At 37.1% G+C, this 23,013-nt stretch carries 17 protein-coding genes; 6 read left to right on the top strand and 11 right to left on the bottom strand.

Translation table 11 applies throughout. The features are described 5' to 3' along the window. Positions 1-102: 102 nt before the first annotated feature. The 11 genes from AC57AW_RS04865 to AC57AW_RS04815 all read right to left on the bottom strand — a co-directional run bounded on the left by AC57AW_RS04865 (position 103) and on the right by AC57AW_RS04815 (position 14,492). Positions 103-2,361, bottom strand: a complete 2,259-nt coding sequence (locus AC57AW_RS04865; protein ID WP_496351016.1) for an FIDD domain-containing protein — start codon at positions 2,359-2,361, stop codon at positions 103-105. A gap of 164 nt (positions 2,362-2,525) precedes the next feature. Further along, on the bottom strand, positions 2,526-3,002 hold the full coding sequence (gene rnhA, locus AC57AW_RS04860; RefSeq protein WP_318847356.1) for a ribonuclease HI: 477 nt from the start codon (positions 3,000-3,002) through the stop codon (positions 2,526-2,528). A 71-nt stretch (positions 3,003-3,073) separates the two neighbouring features. Next, positions 3,074-4,660: a replicative DNA helicase gene (dnaB, locus tag AC57AW_RS04855; RefSeq protein ID WP_318847355.1), complete on the bottom strand. Its 1,587-nt coding sequence runs from the start codon at positions 4,658-4,660 to the stop codon at positions 3,074-3,076. 155 nt (positions 4,661-4,815) lie between these two features. Continuing rightward, entirely contained in the window at positions 4,816-6,963 is a 2,148-nt protein-coding gene (locus AC57AW_RS04850; protein WP_496351015.1) for an FIDD domain-containing protein, read from the bottom strand. A gap of 102 nt (positions 6,964-7,065) precedes the next feature. Beyond that, positions 7,066-9,138, bottom strand: a complete 2,073-nt coding sequence (locus AC57AW_RS04845) for an FIDD domain-containing protein (RefSeq protein WP_496351014.1) — start codon at positions 9,136-9,138, stop codon at positions 7,066-7,068. Between the two features lie 170 nt (positions 9,139-9,308). Further along, a complete protein-coding gene (locus AC57AW_RS04840) occupies positions 9,309-9,911 on the bottom strand; it encodes a tetratricopeptide repeat protein (protein WP_496351013.1) in 603 nt (200 codons plus the stop codon). A gap of 303 nt (positions 9,912-10,214) precedes the next feature. Next, positions 10,215-11,450 carry an MFS transporter gene (locus tag AC57AW_RS04835; protein ID WP_496351012.1) on the bottom strand — a complete coding sequence of 412 codons (1,236 nt, stop codon included), beginning with the start codon at positions 11,448-11,450 and terminating at the stop codon, positions 10,215-10,217. A gap of 92 nt (positions 11,451-11,542) precedes the next feature. Continuing rightward, positions 11,543-11,905 carry a hypothetical protein gene (locus AC57AW_RS04830; protein WP_318847350.1) on the bottom strand — a complete coding sequence of 121 codons (363 nt, stop codon included), beginning with the start codon at positions 11,903-11,905 and terminating at the stop codon, positions 11,543-11,545. Between the two features lie 69 nt (positions 11,906-11,974). Continuing rightward, positions 11,975-13,474: a GH3 auxin-responsive promoter family protein gene (locus AC57AW_RS04825; protein ID WP_496351011.1), complete on the bottom strand. Its 1,500-nt coding sequence runs from the start codon at positions 13,472-13,474 to the stop codon at positions 11,975-11,977. A 137-nt stretch (positions 13,475-13,611) separates the two neighbouring features. Continuing rightward, positions 13,612-13,914, bottom strand: a complete 303-nt coding sequence (locus tag AC57AW_RS04820) for a hypothetical protein (protein ID WP_496351010.1) — start codon at positions 13,912-13,914, stop codon at positions 13,612-13,614. Positions 13,915-14,096: 182 nt separating this feature from the next. After that, a complete protein-coding gene (locus AC57AW_RS04815; protein WP_496351009.1) occupies positions 14,097-14,492 on the bottom strand; it encodes a hypothetical protein in 396 nt (131 codons plus the stop codon). A 245-nt stretch (positions 14,493-14,737) separates the two neighbouring features. Here AC57AW_RS04815 and mfd point away from each other — a divergent pair, with 245 nt between their 5' ends. The 6 genes from mfd to AC57AW_RS04785 all read left to right on the top strand — a co-directional run bounded on the left by mfd (position 14,738) and on the right by AC57AW_RS04785 (position 22,928). Continuing rightward, entirely contained in the window at positions 14,738-18,106 is a 3,369-nt protein-coding gene (gene mfd / locus AC57AW_RS04810; protein ID WP_496351008.1) for a transcription-repair coupling factor, read from the top strand. 371 nt (positions 18,107-18,477) lie between these two features. Continuing rightward, positions 18,478-19,299 carry a hypothetical protein gene (locus tag AC57AW_RS04805; RefSeq protein WP_496351007.1) on the top strand — a complete coding sequence of 274 codons (822 nt, stop codon included), beginning with the start codon at positions 18,478-18,480 and terminating at the stop codon, positions 19,297-19,299. Between the two features lie 2 nt (positions 19,300-19,301). Continuing rightward, positions 19,302-20,120 (top strand): hypothetical protein, encoded by an 819-nt coding sequence (locus AC57AW_RS04800; RefSeq protein WP_496351006.1) that lies wholly within the window; start codon positions 19,302-19,304, stop codon positions 20,118-20,120. 8 nt (positions 20,121-20,128) lie between these two features. Next, complete coding sequence (locus tag AC57AW_RS04795; RefSeq protein WP_496351005.1) at positions 20,129-20,866, top strand: hypothetical protein; 738 nt, start codon at positions 20,129-20,131, stop codon at positions 20,864-20,866. A gap of 152 nt (positions 20,867-21,018) precedes the next feature. Beyond that, complete coding sequence (locus AC57AW_RS04790; RefSeq protein WP_496351004.1) at positions 21,019-21,894, top strand: hypothetical protein; 876 nt, start codon at positions 21,019-21,021, stop codon at positions 21,892-21,894. A gap of 101 nt (positions 21,895-21,995) precedes the next feature. Then, the gene (locus tag AC57AW_RS04785) at positions 21,996-22,928 is read left to right on the top strand and encodes a hypothetical protein (protein WP_496351003.1); all 933 of its coding nucleotides are present in this window, start codon (positions 21,996-21,998) and stop codon (positions 22,926-22,928) included. Positions 22,929-23,013 lie beyond the last annotated feature (85 nt).

The following is a 23,013-nucleotide window of genomic DNA, read 5'->3' as shown; positions in this document are numbered from 1 at the left end:
TAATTTGATCATAAAAGCAATATTTAATTTCAAATTCAGGAGGCGAGAATGCTTATTTTAATACCAAAACTACCCCATATGAGGTAGTTTCGGATACTAAATTTATTCTCTGTTTTTAACCAATACCCAGCCTGAATATTTGGTTTCTGTATTGTCTTTATTGTTCTCGTTCCATGAGATGGTGTACCAGTAAGTTCCTGTAAGAACTTTTTTACCGGAAGCAGTTCCGTCCCATGTGAAGTTTCTCATTTTTCCAGCCTCATATAATTTGTTACCATATCTGTCGTAGACGATGAATACCAGGTTTTTCTTGTAAGCAAGTGCTGAATAGTCAATGAAGTCGTTTACGTTGTCGCCATTTGGAGTGATGGCATTAATCAGATTAGGTACGGTGATCTGAACTTCAATAGGAGTACAGTTATAGAAGTCTTTTACATACACTCTTACTTCTCCTCTTGCCAGTCCGGTAAATATATTGCTGGTCTGCCAGTTGACTCCATCCAGAGAGAATTGATACTGAGGTTTTCCTCCGGCAACATTTACTGTGATGGTGTTGTTATCAATATCAATGCTGGAGATCACAGGGTTTGCAGATGCATTTATTTTTACAATCTGGGTAGTGATACAATTCCCTGTTTTAAGCTTCACCCAATAAACACCTACTCCCAGATCTTTAATAGATGAGGTAGTTGCTCCGGTGCTCCACTCATAGCCGTCAAAGCCAGGACCTGCATCCAGATCTGTTTTTTCACCAATACAAATGGTTTTATCTTTCAAAACCGAAGAGGTTACAGGTGGTAATACAATAAGATTGATTTTGGCAATATTAAAACATCCGTTGGCATCCGTTACTTTTGCATACACGGCAGTACTCGTGGATAAGTACTGAAGAGGATTCATGATCTCATTGGTTCCGTCTAAGGCATTAGCAATGGAGGTGTAGTATTTTTTTGTCGCTCCGGTAGTTAATGTAGTAACATTCGCTGTGGTCAGATTAAAAATAGCACTGGTAATATTGTTTTCAATAAAACATGATCTAAGTGTAGCTTCTTGCACAGGAGTGTCAGCATAAAAGGCCAGCGTGATTTTTGCTGTACCTGTACATCCCTGAGGAGTTGTTACTTTTACATACACTACTCCCGGAGCAGATAAGTAGTTGCCGGGATTTTGAATTTCATTCGTATCCGCGTTGAGATCTGCTAATGTTTTGTAATATTTTTTAATAGCTCCCGGAACACCTGTTACATTTGCTGTATTCAGGTTGAAAGCGGCACTTCCGGCTTTGTTATTATTACATACCGTAATGGTTTTATCCTCCGCTTTAAAAGGAGCGAGAACGAGTAAAATCTTACCATCCGGGTTATCACAGAGCAATCCTGCATTATCTTTAATAACAACAGTAACTGTTGTATTCGCATTGAATTGGTAATTGGCAGGATTAGCAATAGGAGTAGAACTTCCCAGTGGATAATAGGTAAATGTATAGTTTGAAGTATTGTTGACAAACTGTGAATTGAACGAAGTCAGGTTTACAGATCCGTATCCGGTAGTGGGATTAGGACAGAAAGACTGCGTGGCCGAGTTTTGTAAAATAGGAACTTTATCAGTATAAATTTTTACATTTTTAATAGAATGTCTTGATCTTGCACCTCCTGTGGAAGCTGAAAATCCAAAATATCCGACTGTCATTGCAGCAGCTGTTCCGGCAGGAGCAAAAGACTGATTACAAATTACATTGCCGTCTATTGTTATTTTTAAAATCCAGCTTGTAGGAGCCGCGGGATCTACCTGTGCGGTTACTTCAACATGTTTAAAGGTGGTACCCTGAAAAGGTTGTGTAGTGTTCAAATCCGGTGAGTGAAAGGAACTTCCTGCAACATTGAAAAATTCAACGTTATTGTTGTCAGTTGTATTTTGAACCTGTCCGTAAGCAACATGAACCTTGCTCATTGTAGCAGTGGTTGTATTGTTGTAAGTATCCAATCCTACGATAAGTCCAACTGCGTTTTGAGATACTCCGAGTCCGGATCCTAATACGCTGGCGACAGGTGGATTAGCTAGATACCAGAAGGCGATTCCATCTCCGTTGGAGGTTTGGTTAGAATCCATTCTGAAATCAAATTCTACTCTCCATTTGTCACAATATTTTAAGTTGATGGGGTCATTCAGCCTGATAGAACCGGATTGGTTGTTGGTGTCCGGGGTGAGCTGAATAAAATCTGTGTTTACCTGGGTAGGGGAAACCATCGTCCATCCAGTAGTCGTCACTGGGTTTCCGATAAGCTGATAAGTCTGGGCAAAGGACTTCCCGGCTATGCAGAGTAAAAAAACAGATAAATACAATAATAGATTTTTATTCATTTAAATGGGACTTTGATTAATGTGTAAAGATATTAAATCCCGATTAAATAATATGTATTTAGTGTTAATTTTGCTAAAATTTTAATAATATTTTAAAAAAATAATACTTATTATGAGGTAATGGTGAATATTGTAGTATTGATTACGTATTTATATGAATTAAATTAAAATAAGGAATTGCTATCCAAACCCTCAAAATAAGTATCAATTTCGAGATCAGGAGAGCTGGCGGCTGCAACCGCTAATTTGTCGCAAAGTTCGTTCTCAAAGTGCCCTGCATGGCCTTTTACCCAATGCATTTTAGGGGTGTGTTTATTATATAACTCAACAAATCTTTTCCAGAGATCAGGGTTCTTTACATTCTTCCAGCCTCGTTTGATCCATCCGGCAATCCAGTTTTGGTTTATCGCATCAGATACGTACTTACTGTCGGTATACACATGAATGTCATTTTCTGTAGATTTCAGTTTTTCCAATGCGGTGATGACCGCCAGAAGTTCCATTCTGTTGTTGGTAGTTTTTCGAAATCCTTTGGAAAACGTTTTCTGATAATTTTTTTCGGGAACGCGCATAAGAATTCCATATCCGCCTTTTCCCGGATTTCCGCTGCAAGCTCCGTCGGTATAAATTTCGATTCTCAAATCTGCTTTTTAAAAAATTGAATTATGGTTTGGGAATTAAGCTGAATTTAGTTTAAGCTTCAGTTTTCAACTTAAAACGGAAAATCATCATCATCATCAAAGTCATTCATTGATGATCCGGAGAGTTTTGAGCTGTCCGGAAGGTCAAATGCTGCTCCTGGCTGAATGGTGGTTTTTATTTTGTCAAAGCCGCTTGGTTCTCCAAAGTTGGAAGGGTATCCTCCTCCGGCTCCTTCCATTGCTGCTTCAATATCAGCAAATTTTGCAAAATGTTTTAAGAAAGATAATCTGACATCTGCAGTAGCACCATTCCTGTGTTTTGCAATAATCAGCTCGGCCTGGTTTTCTGTAGAAGTTTCCTGTCCTTCCTCATCATTATCCCAAACAGTAATTTTATAATATTCTGGTCGGAAGATGAAAGATACGATATCCGCATCCTGCTCAATCGCCCCGGATTCCCTCAAGTCAGAAAGCTGAGGTCTTTTTCCTGGACGTGCTTCCACACTTCTTGAAAGCTGCGAAAGTGCAATTACCGGTACGTTAAGTTCTTTTGCAATGGCTTTTAATGAACGTGAAATCATGGAGATCTCCTGTTCACGGTTTCCAACTCCTTTTCCTCCGCTGCTTCCTGCTGTCATCAACTGAAGGTAGTCGACCATGATCACCCTTACTCCATGCTGCATGACAAGTCTTCGGCATTTTGCACGGAAATCGAATATGGAAAGGGAAGGCGTTTCATCAATATATAAAGGAGCATTTTCCAACTCAGATACATTAGAGAATAGTCTCTGCCATTCTTCATCATCCAGGGTTCCTTTTCTTAATTTCTCAGAAGAAATTCTTGTTTCAGAAGCAATCATTCTGGTGATAAGCTGTACAGACGCCATCTCGAGAGAGAAAAGAGCCATAGGAATTTTGTGTCCTACTGCAATATTTCTGGCCATGGAAAGAAGGAATGCTGTTTTACCCATCGCGGGACGGGCAGCAATAATGATAAGGTCAGAATTCTGCCATCCACCGGTTTCCTTATCTACATCTCTGAATCCTGAAGGAACACCTGAAAGTCCTTCCTTATCTTTTAAAGATTTAATCGTATCAATTGCCTGTTTTACTAATGAATTGGCCGTATCAAATCCTTTCTTAATCGTTCCGTTGGTGATTTCGAAGAAAGATTGTTCTGCTTTGTCCAGAAGTTCAAAAACATCCGTAGATTCTTTGTAGGAAGAATCTATTACATTGGCAGAAACATTGATAAGGCTTCTTAAAATATATTTTTCAAGAATGACACGTACATGGTATTCAATGTGGGCAGATGAACTTACTCCCATAGTCAGATCGATGATATAGTGGTCACCACCTGCCTGGCTCAGTTTATCTTCTTTTTTTAATTCCTGAATAATGGTCATTAAGTCTACCGGATGGTTGCCTTCATAAAGCTTTAAGATGGTAGAGAAGATGACCTGATGTCTTGGATCATAAAATACTTCTGAAGTAAGGAGGTCAATGGAGTGGTCAAGACCTTTTTTGTCAATCAAAAAAGTTCCGATAACAAGTCTTTCAAAATCCACTGCATTGGGAGGCATTTTTCCATCCGCAATAGACAATTCTTTTGCAAAGTTTCCGTGTGTCAGGGATGATAATGTTTCTTTCTGCGCCATGGTGCAAAGATAGTTTATTTAAAAAATAATAAAAAAATAGTATTCAACAAATTATTAGCAGTCTTTCGGAAAATGCTGTAAATAGGAGATTGATCTTGTTGATAAAAAAAATCACCTCGGTCTGAGGTGATTTTTTCAAAAAGATTGAGTATAACTTATTCTTTATTTTTTACCAATACCCATCCTGAATATTTGGTTTCTGTATTGTCTTTATTGTTTTCGTTCCATGAGATCGTGTACCAGTAAGTTCCTGTTAGGATTTTCTTACCGAAAGCAGTTCCGTCCCAAGTGAAGTTTCTCATTTTGTTGGCTTCATGAAGTTTGTTTCCATATCTGTCATACACAATGAAGATAAGGTTTTTCTTGTATGCCAGTGCAGAGTAGTCGATCACATCATTTACGTTATCTCCGTTTGGAGTGATAGCATTAATAAGGTTAGGAACAGTAACGGTCACCTGAATAGGAGTACAGTTATAGGTATCTTTTACATAAACTGTATTCTCGCCTCTTGGAAGTCCAGTAAATGTATTGGAATCCTGCCAGTTGATGCCGTCTACAGAAAATTTATATGGAGGAACTCCACCTGTAGCGGTAACAGTAATGTTGTTGTTTGAGATCTCTATTCCTGAAATCACTGGCTGAAGGCTTGCATGTACACGTACTTCCTGAAGAGTGAAACATTTTCCAGTCTGAAGTTTTACAAAATAGACTCCTACACTTACGTTATTGATAGATTGTGTAGTTTCTCCTGTGCTCCATTCATAGCTGTCGAATCCAGGTCCGGCATCCAATGTGGTTTTACTTTCAGCACAAATCGTTTTATCTTTTAATACTGCAGATTTTACAGGAGGTAATACTTTCAGTTCAATCTTAGCAATTGCATAACACTGCTTGTCATTGTTTACTCTTACGTATACCGTTGTGCTTTCTGAAAGATAATTAAGCGCTGCCGAAATTGGGTTGGTCTGAGCCTTGGCATCAGCTATCGAAGTATAATACTTAATGATAGTTCCTGTAGGTGTTGGTACAGGTACTCCGATATCAGCTTTAGAAAGGTCGAAAGTTGAACGGGTAACATCATTATCAATATAACAGTTTTGAAGTACAGCATCTTTTAATACTACTGTAGGGTAGAACAATAGTCTGATAGTAGTAGTTGCTTTACATCCAAAAGTGGAAATTACTTTTGCGTATACAGTTGCTTCCGGAGAAATATAGTTAACAGGGTCAGTAATCTCGTTGACTTCTGCATTCATATCATCAACCGTAGTGTAATACTTAATCGTTGCTCCGCCTCCGCCGAAGATATTGGCTGTTGTTAAATCATATTTAGCTGTACCGGCTCCATTGTTATTACAAGAATATAAAGTGGCAGTATTGGCTGAGATGCCTACATTCACAAATTTAAATTTCCCGGTTATGAAACATCCGTTGATAGGGTTCGTTGGGTTATTCGGATCTTTATATACAATTCTATAATAGTATATTGTTGTCCCATCTACAGTTGCTATTGTAAGAGGGTTTTCTCCTGTAAGGGCATCATTGGTTGTCTTGTGATACGTAACCTTGAAGTTAGAACTGTTACCATTAATGATTCCTGCTGACAGGGTTGTAAAATCAAATTGTGAAGGCAATGAACAAACCATTACCTGCATTGGGTCATTAGGAGTTGCTCCAGGAATTCCCGGTGGAATGAATGGATTAGGAGAAAGAAGAGGATCGTTAAATGCAGAACTTAAACTTGCAGTACCTGACCATTCCATAGAAAAGCCATTAACGGATCTACTGAAGTTATCAATAACCAAATAATAGGTTTGTCCTGCTAATACATCCATATAAGGACTCCATTTACCATTGTTCATACTGGCTGTAGTACCAGGAGGATTGGTAGGGAATACTGCAGGTGGAGCAAGAGTAAGATCAAGTCCTGTATCTCCCGGAGTACCGCTATAGTTACATCTTATAGGCTGTATGAACACGTGATCTGCATTCTGTAAAGAAGCACAGCCGTTTGTTGTAGGTCCATAGACTGCAAAATCATAATCATCAGTTTGGTCATTAGGTTTTATTTTAAATGCAAGTGTACCTGGTGTAGATACAGTGAAAGTATACCAAACGGTATATCTTTCATTGGTGCCAAGACACCCTCCGTTTGCATTAAGAATTTCTATAATATTTCCAGGTCCTGAAGGGGTGTAAGAAATGTCAGAGTTACCACAGATTGGAATGGCTGTGATACAATCTGACTGTGAGTAGACTATCTGTGTTATCAATAAAATAAAAAGAAGTAGTATTTTTTTCATTGTTAAAACGATTTTTGTTAAACAAAATTGAGATCAATTAATTTTTCATGGTTTAGTTAAAAGAAAAAGCCGCCAAAGCGGCTTTTTCATATTATATAAGGGTTATTCTCTGTTTTTTACAACGATCCAACCTGAAAACTTGAACGGAGTATTCTTCTTGTCATTCTCATTCCATGTTACAGAATACCAGTAGGTACCTGTTGGAATCTTCTTTCCTGCAATAGTCCCGTCCCATTTGTATCCGTTGGATTTGTCTCCTTGGTGGATTTTTGTTCCGTATCTGTCAAAGATACTCAAAACTAGGTTTTGTTTGTCAGCAATGGCAGAATAATCTACAACATCGTTCACACCATCTCCGTTTGGAGTAATCATATTGATCAGGTTAGGAACTACTACCGTAACTTCAATAGGGTCGCAGTCGTAAGCATCTTTTACATATACTTTGTATGTTCCTCTTGCTACATTCGAGAATGTATTCGAAGGCTGCCATATGATTTTATCCATAGAATACTGGTAATCCGGTGTTCCTCCTATGACATTGATTGTTAGTGTAGTGTTAGAAACATCAATGCTTGCTACAACCGGCTGATCAGAAGGATATACTGTTACCGTTTGAGTGGTAATACATTCTCCTGTTTTTAATTTTACCCAGTAGATTCCAACTCCTACATCTTTGATAGACTGAGTTGTAGCTCCAGTGCTCCACTCATAGCTTTTGAATCCAGGTCCGGCATCTAAAGTTGTTGTGTCTTCTATACAGATGATTTTGTCTTTCAGAACATTAGATTTTACAGGTGCAAGGACTGTTAAACCAATTTTTACAACTACAAAACATCCTCTGGTATCAGATACTCTTACGTATACCAGACCACTAGGTGCAATATAATTTGCATTTAAAATTTCATTAGTTGCATCCACAGCATCCGTTAATGAAGGGAAATACTTCTTAGTAATACCAGCTTGCGGTGTGATGACAGCCGCATTGTCAAGGTTAAATAATGCTGTAGAAGGATTTGCTTCAATAAAACATGATCTTAATTCAGCATCTTTTGCAATAATAGCAGGGTAGAACTTAAGGGTAATCTCTGCAATATCAGAACATCCAAATACGGAGGTCACTTTTACATAGATTTTACCTTCAGCTGAAACAAACTGATAGATGTTGGTAATCTCATTGATTGAGTGATTCAGATCATATAAAGTATAATAATATTTTTTTGTAGCCGTAGGATCTGCAAAAACATCTGCTGTTGTAAGATCATAAGTTGCTGTACCTGCATTGTTGTTATTACAGCTTGTTAAAGTAACGTTCGTTGCCTTGATCGTACCATCTTTAAATTTAAATTTACCCGTCTGTCTACATTTATTAATAGGACTGTTGGGGTTAGTAGGATCTGTGTAGTTAATACTGTAGAAATAAACACCTACAGGAGTAACTGTTTGAGGGCCAACAAGAGGGTTATTGCCTGTTAAGGCATCATTCTGGCTTGTATGATAAGTGATATTGAAGTTCGGGTTTCCATTAAGGATTCCTGCCGTTAATGAAGAGAAATCAAAACTTGCAGGGTTTGCACACACCACTACTTCTCTAGGATCTGCAGGCGTTGCTCCTGGAATTCCCGGTGGAATGAACGGGTGAGGCTGGATATTCGGATCCGTGAATGGCGAAGATAAAGTAGCTGTTCCACCCCATGACAATTTGAATCCGTTAGCGGTTTCTCTGTGGTTATTTACAATTAAATAATAAGTCTGACCAGGTAATACGTCAAGGTATTTCACCCATTTGTCTCCTGAGGCATCCTCACTAAGATCTGTAGCGGTCATATTAAGACCTGTGTTTCCACTTTGTCCTGAATAAGAACAACGGATTGGAGCTCCAAGGTTGCCACATGATTTGTTAGGACCATATACCCCGAAATCATAATCATCGGTCTGGTCATTAGGAATGATTTCAAAAGTTAGGGTTCCGGCTGTAGCTACCGTAAAAGAGTACCATACAGAGTATTTTTCATCGGAAGTTAAACATCCGCCGAGGTCTTCGGCAATGTCTCCATGCCCGCCCGGAGTATATGAAATATCCGAGTTACCGCATACTGCCATTGCAGTAGTACAGTCTGATTGGGCAAAGAAAAGATGTGAAAATATAATTGAGAAAACAAGTAATGCTTTTTTCATAAGAGTTGATTTTAAAAACAAATAGTAAATTGTTTAATTACTAAAAAAATACAGTGCTTTATCTGATACAAAATAATGTTTCTCTGAACATTGAATAATTTAAAAACCTTTCATATCAAATAGCAACCTGACCACCCAGTTTACTCAGGAGATCATGCATTTTCTTACTGTTAATTTGTTCCGATCAGCTGTCTTCCCCAGTTAGGTGAACTGGATGAGGCGTTTGATGTTTCGAATTCTTTGACTGCCTTTTGATAAAGTTTAATAGCTTCTGCCTTGTTACCTTGTTTTTCAGCCATTTCAGCTTTTAGGAAAGAAAGTCTTGGATTGTTCTTTACAGTTGTTTCCGCTTTCGTCATGAAGCTTGTAACTGTCTTTAGTTCCTTCTGAGCATCTGCAGCCGTTTTTATTCTGATTTTCTGAAAATGAATAAGAGCAAGAAGAATATTTACTTCTCCATTATTCTTTTCAGAAGCCAGAGCTTGCATAGCCAGTTTTCTTGCAGATTCATTAGGTTCTCCAAGAGGGCTGTTCGGGCTGTTCTTTAAAAGGAAATTTGTTTTAAGATACAAAGTTGCAGCAGCATAATAATTAGCCTGCCATTTTTCTGTTTTAGCCTCTGAAAACTTAGAAAAAAGAGTATCATAATCATTTTCTGATTTTGCAGTATTCAGCTGCAAAGCAGATTGCTGTAAGGTTTGATCTGAAAAAAATTGAGCATTCATCAGCGAACCTGTGACGAAAAAACTCAAAATTAGTAAAAGTTTATACATAGGGGATATTTTATCAAGCAAATATAAAAAATTATTAACGTTAAATTAAAGATTTTGAGATATATTTAATGAAAGTAATATATTGATTTCTAATATTGTATTTTATTATTTAAGTGAAATTATATAGACATCGTAAAGATATTAATGATTTCACTGAATATTTGGGATTTAATCTTCTGAATGGTTTTGAAAAAATGCCTATAAAAGTAAAATCAGAATAGAAAACGTTCTATTCTGATTTTAAGTATTTCGGATTGTGATTTTTTTTAATATTAAATTTGAAATGGATTGATAAATAATAAGTTAATATTGCATTTTTCTTAGTTTAGGATTGGTGCTTCCTACAAGTAAAGCAATCAAAACAGTCATACATCCTCCAAATACCACAGAGCGTACAACGCCTAATAATTTGGCCATCACACCACTTTCGAACTGTCCCATTTCATTGCTGGACATAATGAAGATTGAGTTGACACTGAGGACACGTCCTCTTATATGATCAGGTGTTTTTAACTGTACAATGGTGCCTCGGATAACTACGGAAATTCCGTCAAGCATTCCGCTCATTACAAGGAACATGAATGACAGCCAATACAATTTAGATAAGCCAAACCCAATAATGCAAAGCCCGAATCCTGTAACAACTGCAAGAAGTATTTTTCCCTGATTTTTTCGAAGAGGAACAATGGATAAAATAGTAATGATACACATGGAACCGATATCAGATGCCGCATTCAGCAATCCGAAACCTTCAGCCCCTGACTTTAAAATATCGGTAGCAAATACCGGGATCATAGCGACTGCACCACCAAAAAGTACAGCAAACATATCAAGACACAATGCTCCCAATATCTCTTTGGTTTTAAAAATATAAGAAATTCCTTCACGCATACTCTCCGCTACATTTACAGTTTCCTTTTTGTACTCTGAATACTGTTTGTGAAGCTGCCAGAAAAATAGTGAAGCAACAAATATTAATGCTAAAATTGCGACCAATGTCCATTTTACACCTATAAACCCAATAAGAATACCGCCTACCGCATGTCCACAGACAGAAGATATCAGGAAAGTAGCCTGGTTCAAAGTAACTGCGTTGGGAAGGTTTTCTTTCTTTACAATTTTAGGAATCATAGAAGGTACAATAGGGCCAATGAATGCTCTTGCTATTCCGGTAAAAAAGATAACTCCATAGATATAATAAGTAATCTGATGGCCTGTAAAGTGCATTTCTACATCAAGGAATGCGGGAACCAACAGAAGTCCGATCAGAAAAATATAAGCATAATTGCAGATGAGAAGCAATCTCTTTTTCTCATTCATATCAATAACGTGTCCGGCATACAGCGCACAGCTTACAGCAGGAATTACCTCCGAAAGCCCGATAAGGCCTATAGAAAAAGGATCTTTTGTTAATTGATATACCCACCATCCTAATAAAGTGGCCAGCATTCTGAAAGCTAAAACAATAAAAAATCTCCCGGTGAGAAGATTTCTGAACTCAACATTTTGTAATGTTTGTAACGGGGTAAAGGAAATCATGAACAAAAATAGCCCTAAAAATTTATTTAGGACTATCCATATGACAATTTTTGAAAGATATATTAAATATATCTCAAAAGATAAAATCTATTTTAGTCAGCTCTTGAAGAACTGATTACGATGGCAGCAACACCTGCAGCCCCAATAATAGTAGCTCCGGCAGCAATTCTTGCTTTTCTTCTGTCTTTTACAGCCGCTACATTCGATTTAGGAATGACCACTTCCGTACTGTCTTTCTTACCTGCTGTACCTACAAGATTATCACCCACCATGTTTCTGAATAAGATGGTCTGTTTCGGAGAGCCGTCTCTCATAGTTACTTTATATACTTTTCCGGCTTCAAGATTAGAATAGTTGTTTTTTGAAATATCTTCGCTGTATTTTGTCGTTGCACAAGACGTGATAACAAATAAAGAGGTTAGTAAAGATGATTTTAACAGTACAGATGCTTTCATTATTTTCTTTTAGTTTTTCAAATTTATAATTTTTTTCGAATATACGTTTTTGGAATTGAAAAAATATGATTATTTTTTGTAAATTTCTAAGAGATCTGCAATGTTTCTGTCATTAGCCAATCTTGGAGTCTTGTTTTGCCCTCCCAATTTACCCTGAGATTTAGCATATTCATGAAAGGCATTTTTCTTTAGTCCTGTGATATGCAGTTTCTGTAAAATATTCCCGGAAATAAGATCATCATAATAGGTGTTTCTTGCTCTCAGCTGCAGATCCAGCTCATCTCTGAATACCTCTAAACTCTCCGGTTCTTTTTCAAATTCAATCAGCCACTCGTGATATGGAAGTCCTTCACCTGGGTTTACCTGAGGGGCAAGATGGAATTCTGTAATTTGCGCAGGGTGTTTTTCAAGAGTAGCTTTCATCGCTTCTTCTACCTCAAAAGCAATCACATGTTCCCCGAATGCCGAAGTAAAATGTTTGGTTCTGCCGCTTACCAGAACCCTGTAAGGATCTTTACTGATAAATCTTACAACATCTCCGATAGAATAAGCCCACAGTCCGGAATTCGTAGTAAGAATAAGGGCGTAATCTTTATGAAGTTCAATATCTTTCAATGTTAATCTTCTTGCTCCAGGCTTGCCATATTCTTCCAAAGGAATAAATTCATAGAAAATTCCATGATTGGTCAATAATAGAAGACCTTCTTTTGTATAATCATCCTGAAAAGCAAAAAAGCCTTCAGAAGCTGGAAATGTCTGAATAATATCCACTTTTCCTCCCAGCAGATCTTCCATTTTGTCCCGGTATGGTTCGTAATTGACACCTCCGGTAACAATAAGCTGCAGATTCGGGAAAAGCTGTTTGATTTTTTTGCCGTGCTTTTCTGTTAACTTCTCAAAATACATGATCAGCCATGGCGGAATTCCTGAGATCAGGGTCATGTTTTCATGTTCTGTTTCTCCAATGATTTGATCTACTTTGGCTTCCCAGTCTTCCATAATATTGGTTTCCCAGCTTGGCAGACGGTTTTTTTGAAGATAATTGGGGATATGATGTGCTACAATACCAGATAACCTTCCTGTTTTTATTCCAAAAACTTCTTCCAGTTCAGGGCTTCCCTGTAGAAAAATCATTTTACCGTTTACAAAATCAGCATTGTTCTTTTTACTGATATAATGAAATAGAGCACTTTGAGCACCTGCAATCTGAAGTGGCATTCCTTCTCTGGAAATCGGAATATATTTAGATCCGGAAGTTGTTCCCGATGTTTTGGCAAAATATTCAGGCGTTTCCGTCCATAGAATATTGCCCTGACCCTTTTTTACCCGCTCTATATAAGGTTTCAGATCTTCATAGTCTGCTACAGGAACTCTGTCCTGAAATTCTTTTACAGAATGAATGCTTTCAAAATCATGTTCCCGCCCAAAAAGTGTTTTTTGAGCTGTATTGACTAGAGAAAGTAATAAGTCTTCCTGGTTTTTCTCTGCATTTTTTTTGAATTCCTCCGCTTTTTGGACATGTTTCTTTGCCCAGATAAGCGCTGCATTTTTCTTGAAGAAGTTTAACATGGGTCAAATTTATAAATAAGTAGAGAATATGGAGTCATTTTTTAATAAGCTTCACATAAAAAAAACCGATGGAACAAGTTCCACCGGCTTTTTCGAAATTTGATTATGAAAATAACAACTATATGTTAATGTTATGCTTATTTGTTTGCTTTGTATCTTTTATCTGGAGTACCGTCTTTTTTCAGGTGCTTATTGTCTTTATATCTCTTATCTGGAGTTCCATCTTTCTTCATTTTCATTCCTTCTGCAGATGTAGGGGTAGAGGCTACTGCTGGTTTTGCTGTTTTTACTTCAGCTGCTTTTAAAGCTTTTGGTGCTTGTTGAGCGGATTTAGAAACTTTTGCCGGAGCACTTTTAGTAGCGGTTGCTGGAGCAGTTTGCTGAGCAGTTGCAAGTCCTAATCCAAGGATCAGTGACATTGCTGATAAGAATTTTTTCATAAGAATTATTGTTTGTTTTTTGTTGAATAAAGATATACAAAAAGCAGGCTAGAAAATTTAGATTTTCAACCTTAACTAAAGTTTATTACTGCTTAAAAAAAAATTAAAACACTTCATTTACAATAGAAAAGCCTGTCTTCAGAGGAAAACAGGCTTGCAATAATATATAAATAGACAGGAGGTTAGCGTGTACAGTTGGCTGTCCACGTTTTACCATCCTTTGCGTATAGGATTTTTAATGTATTGTTGTCAATTCTGATATAAGAGGTTGCCGTAGAACCAATCATAACAAGGGTATGATCTCCTTCCTGATTAAACTCTATTCCGTTAAGATCCGGAATGCTGTTTGAGAAAGCGAAATTATACTTGGTGCCGCTGGCAATCTTCGTTACAAAAACACTTCCGTTATCTGTACTTACATTAGTAGATCCACCATCGTTATAAGAAACACTGCCTTTATATGTTCCTGCAAAGAATTCATTGTTTACCGGGTCATCATCCTTGCTGCACGACGAAAAAGATAATGCTGTAAATACCAGCAGCATCATAACTCCTAAGATTTTAATTGCTTTTTTCATAATACTTAAATGTTTGGTTAGGCTTAAAATCCCAAACACTATGCCATGAGGGAAAAATTGGTTTTTTTTAACGGGTTCTTAAATAAATTTGTAAAAAATTAAGATTTATTATGCTAAGTCATTCATTTTAAATCCGAAAGTCACTCAGTTTTTTAAAGGAAGAAAAAAATATCCGTACCTTTGTACATCATAAACGGTTTCGGAAAACTCCCGAAATCGCTTTTGTCGTTTATACCATACTATTTATGCAATTAAAATCCATCAACGAAAAGTTTCTTCCAGATCTGATGCAGAAAGAGTTCGGGAAAGAAATTTTCACCCAGCTAGAAAACAACCAGCATATTGCCGTAAAAGGGAGTGCAGGATCTTCGGTTTCTATTTTTGTGGCTGAGCTTTTTTTGGTTCAAAAGAAAAATATTCTTTATCTGGTAGATGATAAAGAGGATGCATTGTATGCCAATACGGAGATGGAAGATCTTCTTGGCAAAGAAAAAGTGCTGTATTTTCCTGCGACCCATCTTGAGCCTTATCAGGTAGAAAAGACGCAAAATGCCAATCTGGTTTTAAGAACTGAGGTTTTAAATAAAATCAATTCCGGAAGATCTCCAAAAGTTATTGTGGCTTATGCCGGAGCTTTATCTGAAAAGGTATTGAAAAAAGAAGATTTTAAAGCCATTTCTCATCATATAAAAGTAGGAGACCAGCTGGACTTTGATTTTGTAGACGAACTGCTCACTCATTACCATTTTCAGCAGGCCGATTTTGTTTCAGAACCGGGAGAGTTTTCAGTAAGGGGAGGAATTGTGGATGTGTTTTCTTATTCATATGAGAAACCATACAGGATTACATTCTTTGGGAATGAAGTGGAAAGCATTAAAACTTTTGATATTGAAACCCAGCTTTCTATAGCTAAAGTAAAGGACTTTCAATTGGTTTCCAATATGAACTTCTCTGTTACAGGAAGCAGAGTGTCATTGCTGCAGCTATTGCCAGATGGGAGTTTTGTAGTTTCTAAAAATGGAATGATAGGAATGCAGAAGATTAGAACATTCTATGAAAAGTCTCTGGAAAAATATGATACATTAAGTAAAGATATTGCGCACAGAACTCCTCAGGAGCTATTTATTTCTGATCAGGAGTTTTTATTTGATTATAAAAAATTCAAAACTGTTGATTTTGGAGGGTCAGTGATTGAAGGGTTGAAAGAAATTACTGAAGTCAGAATGGAACAGCTTCCACAGCCTTCTTTCCATAAAAACTTTGAACTGCTGATTGAAGATATTGAAGAAAAACAGAATAGCGGATTTGATACCTGGATTTCCTTTTCAACAGAAAAACAAAGAGAAAGACTGGAGTCTATTTTTGAAGAACTCGAACATGAACTTCCTTTTAAAAGTTTTAAGTCTGAATTGCATGAAGGATTTGTTGACAACGGACACAAGCTGCTTGTGTATACAGACCACCAGATTTTTGACCGTTATCAGAGATATAAAGCGAAGAATACTTTTGCAAAATCAGAGCAGCTTACCCTGAAAGACCTGATGTCTTTAAAAATTGGAGACTATATTGCCCATATCGATCATGGAATCGGGAAATTTATGGGGTTGGTAAAAGTAAATAATGATGGTAAGATTCAGGAATGTTTTAAACTGACCTATAAAAACGGTGACTTGTTGTATGTAAGTATTCACTCTCTGCATAAAATTTCGAAATATAACGGACCGGATGGAAGAGAGATTGTTTTGAGCAAACTTGGTTCTCCGACCTGGAAATCCTTAAAACAGAAAACAAAAGCGAAGGTAAAACAAATTGCTTTTGACCTTATTCAATTATATGCGCAGCGAAAAACAGCAAAAGGATTTGCTTATACACCGGATTCTTATCTTCAGAATGAACTTGAAGCCAGCTTTATCTATGAAGATACGCCGGATCAGGAAAAAGCTACAGTAGATGTAAAGAAAGATATGGAAGCCGATACTGTGATGGACAGGCTGGTTTGCGGTGATGTTGGTTTTGGTAAAACGGAAGTGGCAATCCGTGCCGCATTTAAGGCAGCAACAGACGGTAAACAGGTTGCTATATTGGTTCCTACAACCATTCTTGCTTTTCAGCATTACAGAAGTTTTAAAGAAAGACTTAAAGATTTTCCGGTAAATGTTGGCTATGTCAACCGATTCAGAACGGCGAAGCAAAAATCTGAAACCTTAGATGCTTTAAAGAATGGAAAAGTAGATATTATCATTGGAACACACCAGTTGGTAAGCAGTTCTGTAAAATTTAAAGATCTGGGCTTGCTGATCATTGATGAAGAGCATAAGTTTGGGGTTTCAGTAAAGGATAAGCTGAAAACACTTAAAAATAATGTGGATACGCTTACCCTAACGGCAACTCCTATTCCAAGGACTTTACAGTTTTCATTAATGGCAGCAAGAGATTTATCTGTTATCAAAACACCACCGCCTAACAGGCAGCCTGTAGATACACAATTAATCGGATTCAATGAAGAGATTCTTCGTGATGCCGTTTCTTATGAGCTTCAGAGAGATGGGCAGGTGTATTTCATCAACAACAGGATTGAAAACCTGAAGGATATTGCCGGACTTATCCAGAGGCTGGTTCCGGATGCGAGAGTCATTACGGGGCATGGGCAGATGGAAGGCAGGCAGCTGGAGAAGAATGTGTTGGATTTTATGGAAGGAAAATATGATGTTCTTGTGTCTACTACCATTGTAGAAAGTGGGGTGGATGTCCCGAATGCGAACACTATTTTCATCAATGACGCACAACGGTTTGGGATGGCAGATCTGCATCAGATGAGAGGAAGGGTGGGACGTAGTAACAGAAAGGCATTCTGCTACCTGATCACTCCTCCTTATGATATGATGACTTCAGATGCCAGAAAACGTCTGGAAGCCATTGAGCAGTTTTCCGATCTGGGAAGTGGTTTCCAGATTGCAATGAAAGATCTTGAGATCCGTGGTGCCGGTGATCTTTTGGGTGCTGAACAAAGTGGATTCATCAATGAAATGGGTTTTGAAACGTATCAGAAACTAATGCAGGAAGCACTTGAAGAGCTTAAAGATGATGCTGATTTTGAAAACCTGTTTGAAAATGAAGAAGACAGGCAGAAGCTTTTCAAATCTGTGAAAGATGTCAATATAGATACTGATCTTGAATTAATGCTGCCTGATTTCTATATTTCGAATACAGAAGAAAGGCTGCTGCTGTATCAGAAAATAGCAGAGATTAACAATGAAGTAGATCTTCATCAGTTTGAACTTGAACTGATTGACCGTTTTGGAGCATTGCCGAAAGAAGCCGTCAATCTGTTGAAAAGTGTTTCTCTGAAATGGCTTGCTGCGGATATAGGTTTTGAGAAGATTGTTATGAAAAATGGCGTGTTCTTAGGATACTTCCCGGGGAATCCTCAGGATAAATTCTACCAGACGGATAGATTCCGACATATCATTAATTATTTAACCCGAAATCCTGCTGAGGCCCAACTTAAAGAGAAGTCCGGAAAAGAAGGTAATCAATTGATGATGAGGAAAGAAAGAGTGAAAAATGTAGATGAGGTCAATATGTTACTGAAAGCTATTATTGAACATAATTAAATTATAGGTTCTGTTTGTTATAAACAAATTTGTAAAAGATGTGAAAAGCGTATAAAAATCTAAGATTTTTATACGCTTTTTTGTGATTGTTATCATGTTTTTATTGGGTAATATTCCTTGAGATGGGAATTAAGGCCGTTTTAAGGGGGTTAAAATCACTTTTTAATGAGTAAAAATATCCTGCAAATCCCCGTACAGTAAGGGTTTGAGATCTTAATTAAAAATTTAAAATCTGAAAAGTAGAGTTATGTAGAAATAATTCTACTTTTATGTGTGATTAATTCTATGTTGTAATGTGTTTATTTCTATAGGTTTATGGATGTATAACTGGAATTTTTAGGACTTCATTGCGTACCTTTGCAGTCCTTATTATGAAAAAAATTATATATTGCTGCGCGGCTGGACTTCTTTCACTCTGCGCTAACGCACAGGTGGGAATAGGTACTGCAAAACCTAAATCTGTTCTTGACGTGAATGGAAAAACCACCTTAAGAAAAGAACTTAGAGTAGGCGGTACTTCAACTCAGGCTGGAAATGCCGGGTTAAACGGCCAGGTTTTGGTTTCTCAGGGTGAGGGTTTACCTCCCGTGTGGAAATCTTTGAACATTTCCTTTATGGAAGAGGGACAGTATAAGTTGATCAACTCTTATCTGTCGTCAGATCAAGCAGGGATTATATCACTTACCAATGGTACTGCTGGTGATGGTATTTATAAAAACAGTGTTGGAGATAATATTACTGATGCTACTAAAGGAGCCTGGAAAAAGATTGATGGGCTTCAAAATACCTTTACCATCAAAAATGGTAAAAACAGACTTACCTATCAGTTCCAGACAGGGGTTGAAATCAAAGCACCTACCTCTACAACGATAGAAAGTGTAAGATTTACCTGCGGTGTTTTCAGAAACGGAACTCTGGTTGCTGTACGTCCGGATAGAATTGCTTCTAATAATAACAGTGGGAAAAATGGTCTTCAGGACTATATCTTTACCCTTAATTATACCGAACAGAACGTTCCCGTTGGAGCTCATACGATCGAGATTGCCTGCAGAAAGATTGATACTTCAAATTCTACCTCACAATTTGCTATCGGGCGTAATGTACAGGCTTCAAACGGAGCTTCCAGTGCATTTACTTTAGAATCTACAATGAAAATGGACGTTATTGAATACGTGAGCTATAAAACAAACTAATGATGAAAAAACTATTATCAACACTGTTTCTGGCCATAGGACTTTTGGTTTCAGCTCAGGTAGGAATAAAAACTGATACTCCAAAAGCAACTCTTGATGTAAACGGAGATGTCAACTTCAGAAATAAAATTGCAGTTCTTAACACTACCGATAACTCAATTTCTCAAGGAAATAATGACCAATTGCTGGTTTCTCAGGGAGAAGGCTATGCCCCGATCTGGAAATCGCTTCGTATTCCTGAATATGAGCCTAATAAATTTTACCTGATCTACAACAACTCTTTTTCAGATAAAGTAGGGGTTTCATTTACTTCTTCTGATGATTCATCGGTAGGTTTAGCCTCTAGAGGGGGAACTTTTACCAAAGGAAAAGATATCAGCAGTCTTACTAATTTTAAAAAAATAAACAATCTTTCGCAAGTGATCAGTGTGTTCAGTACTCAGAGTAAAGCTTACTTTCAGTTTGAAACGGTTGTACAGGCAGACTTCGGAGGCGTGGGTTCTACAGATACTTCAATAGATTATGCCTGTGGTATTTTTGTAGACAATAAACTGGTGAATTTGAGACAGAGAAACTTAAAAGCAATCAGTACTTCATATCCTTTCCTTACCCATACTCAGATTGGTATTGTAGATAATCTTGCGAAAGGAAATCATACCGTAGATGTTGCCTGTACAAGATTGGGTTCTTACGGAGCGTCCAACAATACCCTTACGATAGGAACTAATGTATATACTAATATTAATGGATTTATTTCACAATCATCTCTTAAAGTAGATGTGTATGAAGTTCCAGAAGTGTTTAACACGATTATAAACTAATGCAGATTATGAAAAAAATATTATTTGTAACAACACTTCTGTTAACTGTTGCAGCTTCTGCCCAAGTGGGTATTAATACACCTGATCCGACTAATATGCTGGATGTAAATGGAGATCTGAATGTTGGAAAAGAATTAAGAACAGGAGGTACAGATGTATTGAGAGGATCTGCCGGAACAGCAGGTGATATATTTCACAATAATGCCAACCTGACTACCAATGACTGGAAGGCGATAAAAATTGCAGATGGGCAAGGAAGTATGTCTGTTTTTTCAATCAATACAGTTGCTGATAAAGCGGGAGTTACTTTTGTTGCACCAAACGGGGCTACTACTCCTTATAGCGATGGAGATGCTTTAGCTGGGAACTGGACCGTGCTTCCAGGGGCAGTGGATACATTCTCTGTAACCAATATGGTGAATAAAGCTACATTTTCCTTTCAGACTACGGTTCAAAAAACAGGAACAAACTCTGCGAGTTTTGCCTGCGGTATTTTTATAGATGACAAACTTAGAGCAGTAAGAACGGATGTTTTATTAGGAGATAGTGGTGCATATAAGATTTTTAATCTTAATGCTACTCTTGCGAACCTTACTCCTAAAAACCAATATAGTGTGAAAGTGGCTTGCATCAAAAGAGCCATCTCAGGAACAACTCTGGGAATAGGAAAAGCTGTTGATGCTACTTATCTTAATAGTGATATGTCACAATCTGTTTTGACAACATCTATATTGCAGCCTTATTAATTTTTATCATAATACAATAATTATAAATCTAAAAACGTTATGTTTTTAGATTTTTTTTGATTATTAACTCTATTTCTTGTGAATTTGTCCAGATAAAGTGAAGTGTATTATCGAAAATTGAATTATATTTGGGCAAGCTAAAAAAATTCTATATGGTAAAAAACTATTTTTTTAAAATGTTTGCCAGTATTGCTTTTCTTGGGCTGCTGACAGCATGTAATACTACCTCAGATCCTACAGAATCTATCCCGAATCCGGATGATGGAGCACCGCCTAAAAGAGTGTTATCAAAGGTGGGAGCAAACAATGTTTCTCAGGAAGAATATATTACAACTGCCGGAACCGGAGATTTACAGGCTGCAATCTCTAAAGATGAATCTGCTGGGGGAAGTGCTTATTATACCGGAACGGTAACGTATACCAACAAGAATATTACGAAGGTTAAATATGTAAGCTCTGCAACATCCAGTCTGGTTTATGAATTTAATATTGTTCCTGATGCTACAGGTAAAAAGATTTATAATGCCACTTCTACAACTACAGGTGCCACTCCTTCGGTCTCTGTTATAAGTGACTATACTTTTACTTATAACTCAGTTACCAATAAACTTACCAAGATTCTTGAGAAGAGAAAAGAAGGTGGAATCAGTGCTTATAACAAATTTATAGACTATACTTTTGTGTATAGTGGTGAAAATGTTATTCAGGTAGTTTGTTCCAAAGGAATATTGGATATCAACGGAAGCCCGAATATGGGTACTGCAGTAGTAAGCAAATACAGCTTTCAGAACTATGATTCTCAGAAAAGTCCTTACTCTACACTTCCATCCGTCTATTTCATTACACGAAGTCTGATAAACCCGGCTCAATTCTATAAAATTTCTCCGAATAATCCTACTTCAATGTTTATAGAATTGCCTTCACCAGCTGCTCCTGTTAATACAGCTCAGAGTTACTCTTATGATAATCAAGGGTATGTAGTAGTTGAGAAAAATCAGAATGTTACTTTTACCTATAAAAATTTATAGGGGAAGGAGATAATTACTAATCTTACCAGAATATAAAATAATCATATAATTTTTAGGTAAAAAAAATTATATTTGTCAAAAAAATAATCAATTACAAGGAAATGAAGCAAATTTTCTATTTTATTTTACTAATCGCAGGTTTTTCCTCAATACATTCCTGCAAGAGTTTACTAGATGAAGATGGGAATCCATTATTGGATCTTAATAATACAGGAGGATTAAGCGGTCCCAGAGCATTATACAGAGAAATTACAGATAAAGATACTATCGCAGAATATCAGTACAGCGGGCTTCTGGTAACTAAAGTGCTTACAGACAGTGCTTCAGTTACTAATATTATGTACAGTGGAGATAAGATCAGCCAGATTAATTTCAACGGCTTTTTGGATCTTGACGGAAACGGAAAGCTTGATAAGGACAGTGTATCATACACTCAATTATTTACTTACGTTAATAACAATAAGCTTCAGACTATTTCTGAAAACCGTTCTATCTTCAGAAGACCTCCGCCAATAATACCGGGAGATCCTCCGGGACCACAGACATTACTGAAAAAAGAGAAGAGTCTTTACAGTATTAAATATAGCACAGCTACAGGAAAGCTGGATTCTATCATCATGAAGAATGGTCCGGATGTAGCGGGAGTGCCGCTTGCTTTCACAGATTATTCTAAAACAGCTTACACATATGTAGGAGACAATGTATCTAAGGTAGCAAGATACTATGGAACAATGGCAGGAGGTGCATTTGGTGCGGTTACAGGAAAGTATAGTTATGAATATTATGCATATGATGATCAGGTGAGCCCGTTCACATTATTGCCACACGTATATAAGATTTCAAGACTTTTATCTACGGTAATCAATGATAAAGAAAGCCTTATTTTATCTCCAAACAATCCTAAGAGATGGTCGGTGACAGATCTTTCGCCACCTATTCCAACTCCGATTGTAAAGAGTACCAATTACGTTTATGATCCTCAGACTTATATGACAAAAGGATATGGTGTTAATTACATCTACAAACCACAATAGAAGACTTTTTTAACAATATTCAAACTCAATCTTTCATAAGATTGAGTTTTTTATTTTTTATCCCTTAATTTTGCAAAAAATTTCT

This window comes from Chryseobacterium sp. BGA-UO-ETr-SB22 (assembly GCF_059567885.1).
The sequence above is the reverse complement of the archived record's forward strand: the minus strand, read 5'-3'. Positions and strand labels throughout refer to the sequence as shown.

Excerpts from the sequence above, each read along its gene's own strand:
- AC57AW_RS04835 (WP_496351012.1), bottom strand. The coding sequence starts at position 11,450 with ATGATTTCCTTTACCCCGTTACAAACATTACAAAATGTTGAGTTCAGA.
- AC57AW_RS04805 (WP_496351007.1), top strand. The coding sequence starts at position 18,478 with ATGAAAAAAATTATATATTGCTGCGCGGCTGGACTTCTTTCACTCTGC.
- dnaB (WP_318847355.1), bottom strand. The coding sequence starts at position 4,660 with ATGGCGCAGAAAGAAACATTATCATCCCTGACACACGGAAACTTTGCA.
- AC57AW_RS04840 (WP_496351013.1), bottom strand. The coding sequence starts at position 9,911 with ATGTATAAACTTTTACTAATTTTGAGTTTTTTCGTCACAGGTTCGCTG.
- AC57AW_RS04815 (WP_496351009.1), bottom strand. The coding sequence starts at position 14,492 with ATGAAAAAAGCAATTAAAATCTTAGGAGTTATGATGCTGCTGGTATTT.
- AC57AW_RS04830 (WP_318847350.1), bottom strand. The coding sequence starts at position 11,905 with ATGAAAGCATCTGTACTGTTAAAATCATCTTTACTAACCTCTTTATTT.
- AC57AW_RS04800 (WP_496351006.1), top strand. The coding sequence starts at position 19,302 with ATGAAAAAACTATTATCAACACTGTTTCTGGCCATAGGACTTTTGGTT.
- AC57AW_RS04850 (WP_496351015.1), bottom strand. The coding sequence starts at position 6,963 with ATGAAAAAAATACTACTTCTTTTTATTTTATTGATAACACAGATAGTC.
- AC57AW_RS04785 (WP_496351003.1), top strand. The coding sequence starts at position 21,996 with ATGAAGCAAATTTTCTATTTTATTTTACTAATCGCAGGTTTTTCCTCA.
- AC57AW_RS04845 (WP_496351014.1), bottom strand. The coding sequence starts at position 9,138 with ATGAAAAAAGCATTACTTGTTTTCTCAATTATATTTTCACATCTTTTC.
- AC57AW_RS04865 (WP_496351016.1), bottom strand. The coding sequence starts at position 2,361 with ATGAATAAAAATCTATTATTGTATTTATCTGTTTTTTTACTCTGCATA.
- mfd (WP_496351008.1), top strand. The coding sequence starts at position 14,738 with ATGCAATTAAAATCCATCAACGAAAAGTTTCTTCCAGATCTGATGCAG.
- AC57AW_RS04825 (WP_496351011.1), bottom strand. The coding sequence starts at position 13,474 with ATGTTAAACTTCTTCAAGAAAAATGCAGCGCTTATCTGGGCAAAGAAA.
- AC57AW_RS04820 (WP_496351010.1), bottom strand. The coding sequence starts at position 13,914 with ATGAAAAAATTCTTATCAGCAATGTCACTGATCCTTGGATTAGGACTT.
- AC57AW_RS04790 (WP_496351004.1), top strand. The coding sequence starts at position 21,019 with ATGGTAAAAAACTATTTTTTTAAAATGTTTGCCAGTATTGCTTTTCTT.
- AC57AW_RS04795 (WP_496351005.1), top strand. The coding sequence starts at position 20,129 with ATGAAAAAAATATTATTTGTAACAACACTTCTGTTAACTGTTGCAGCT.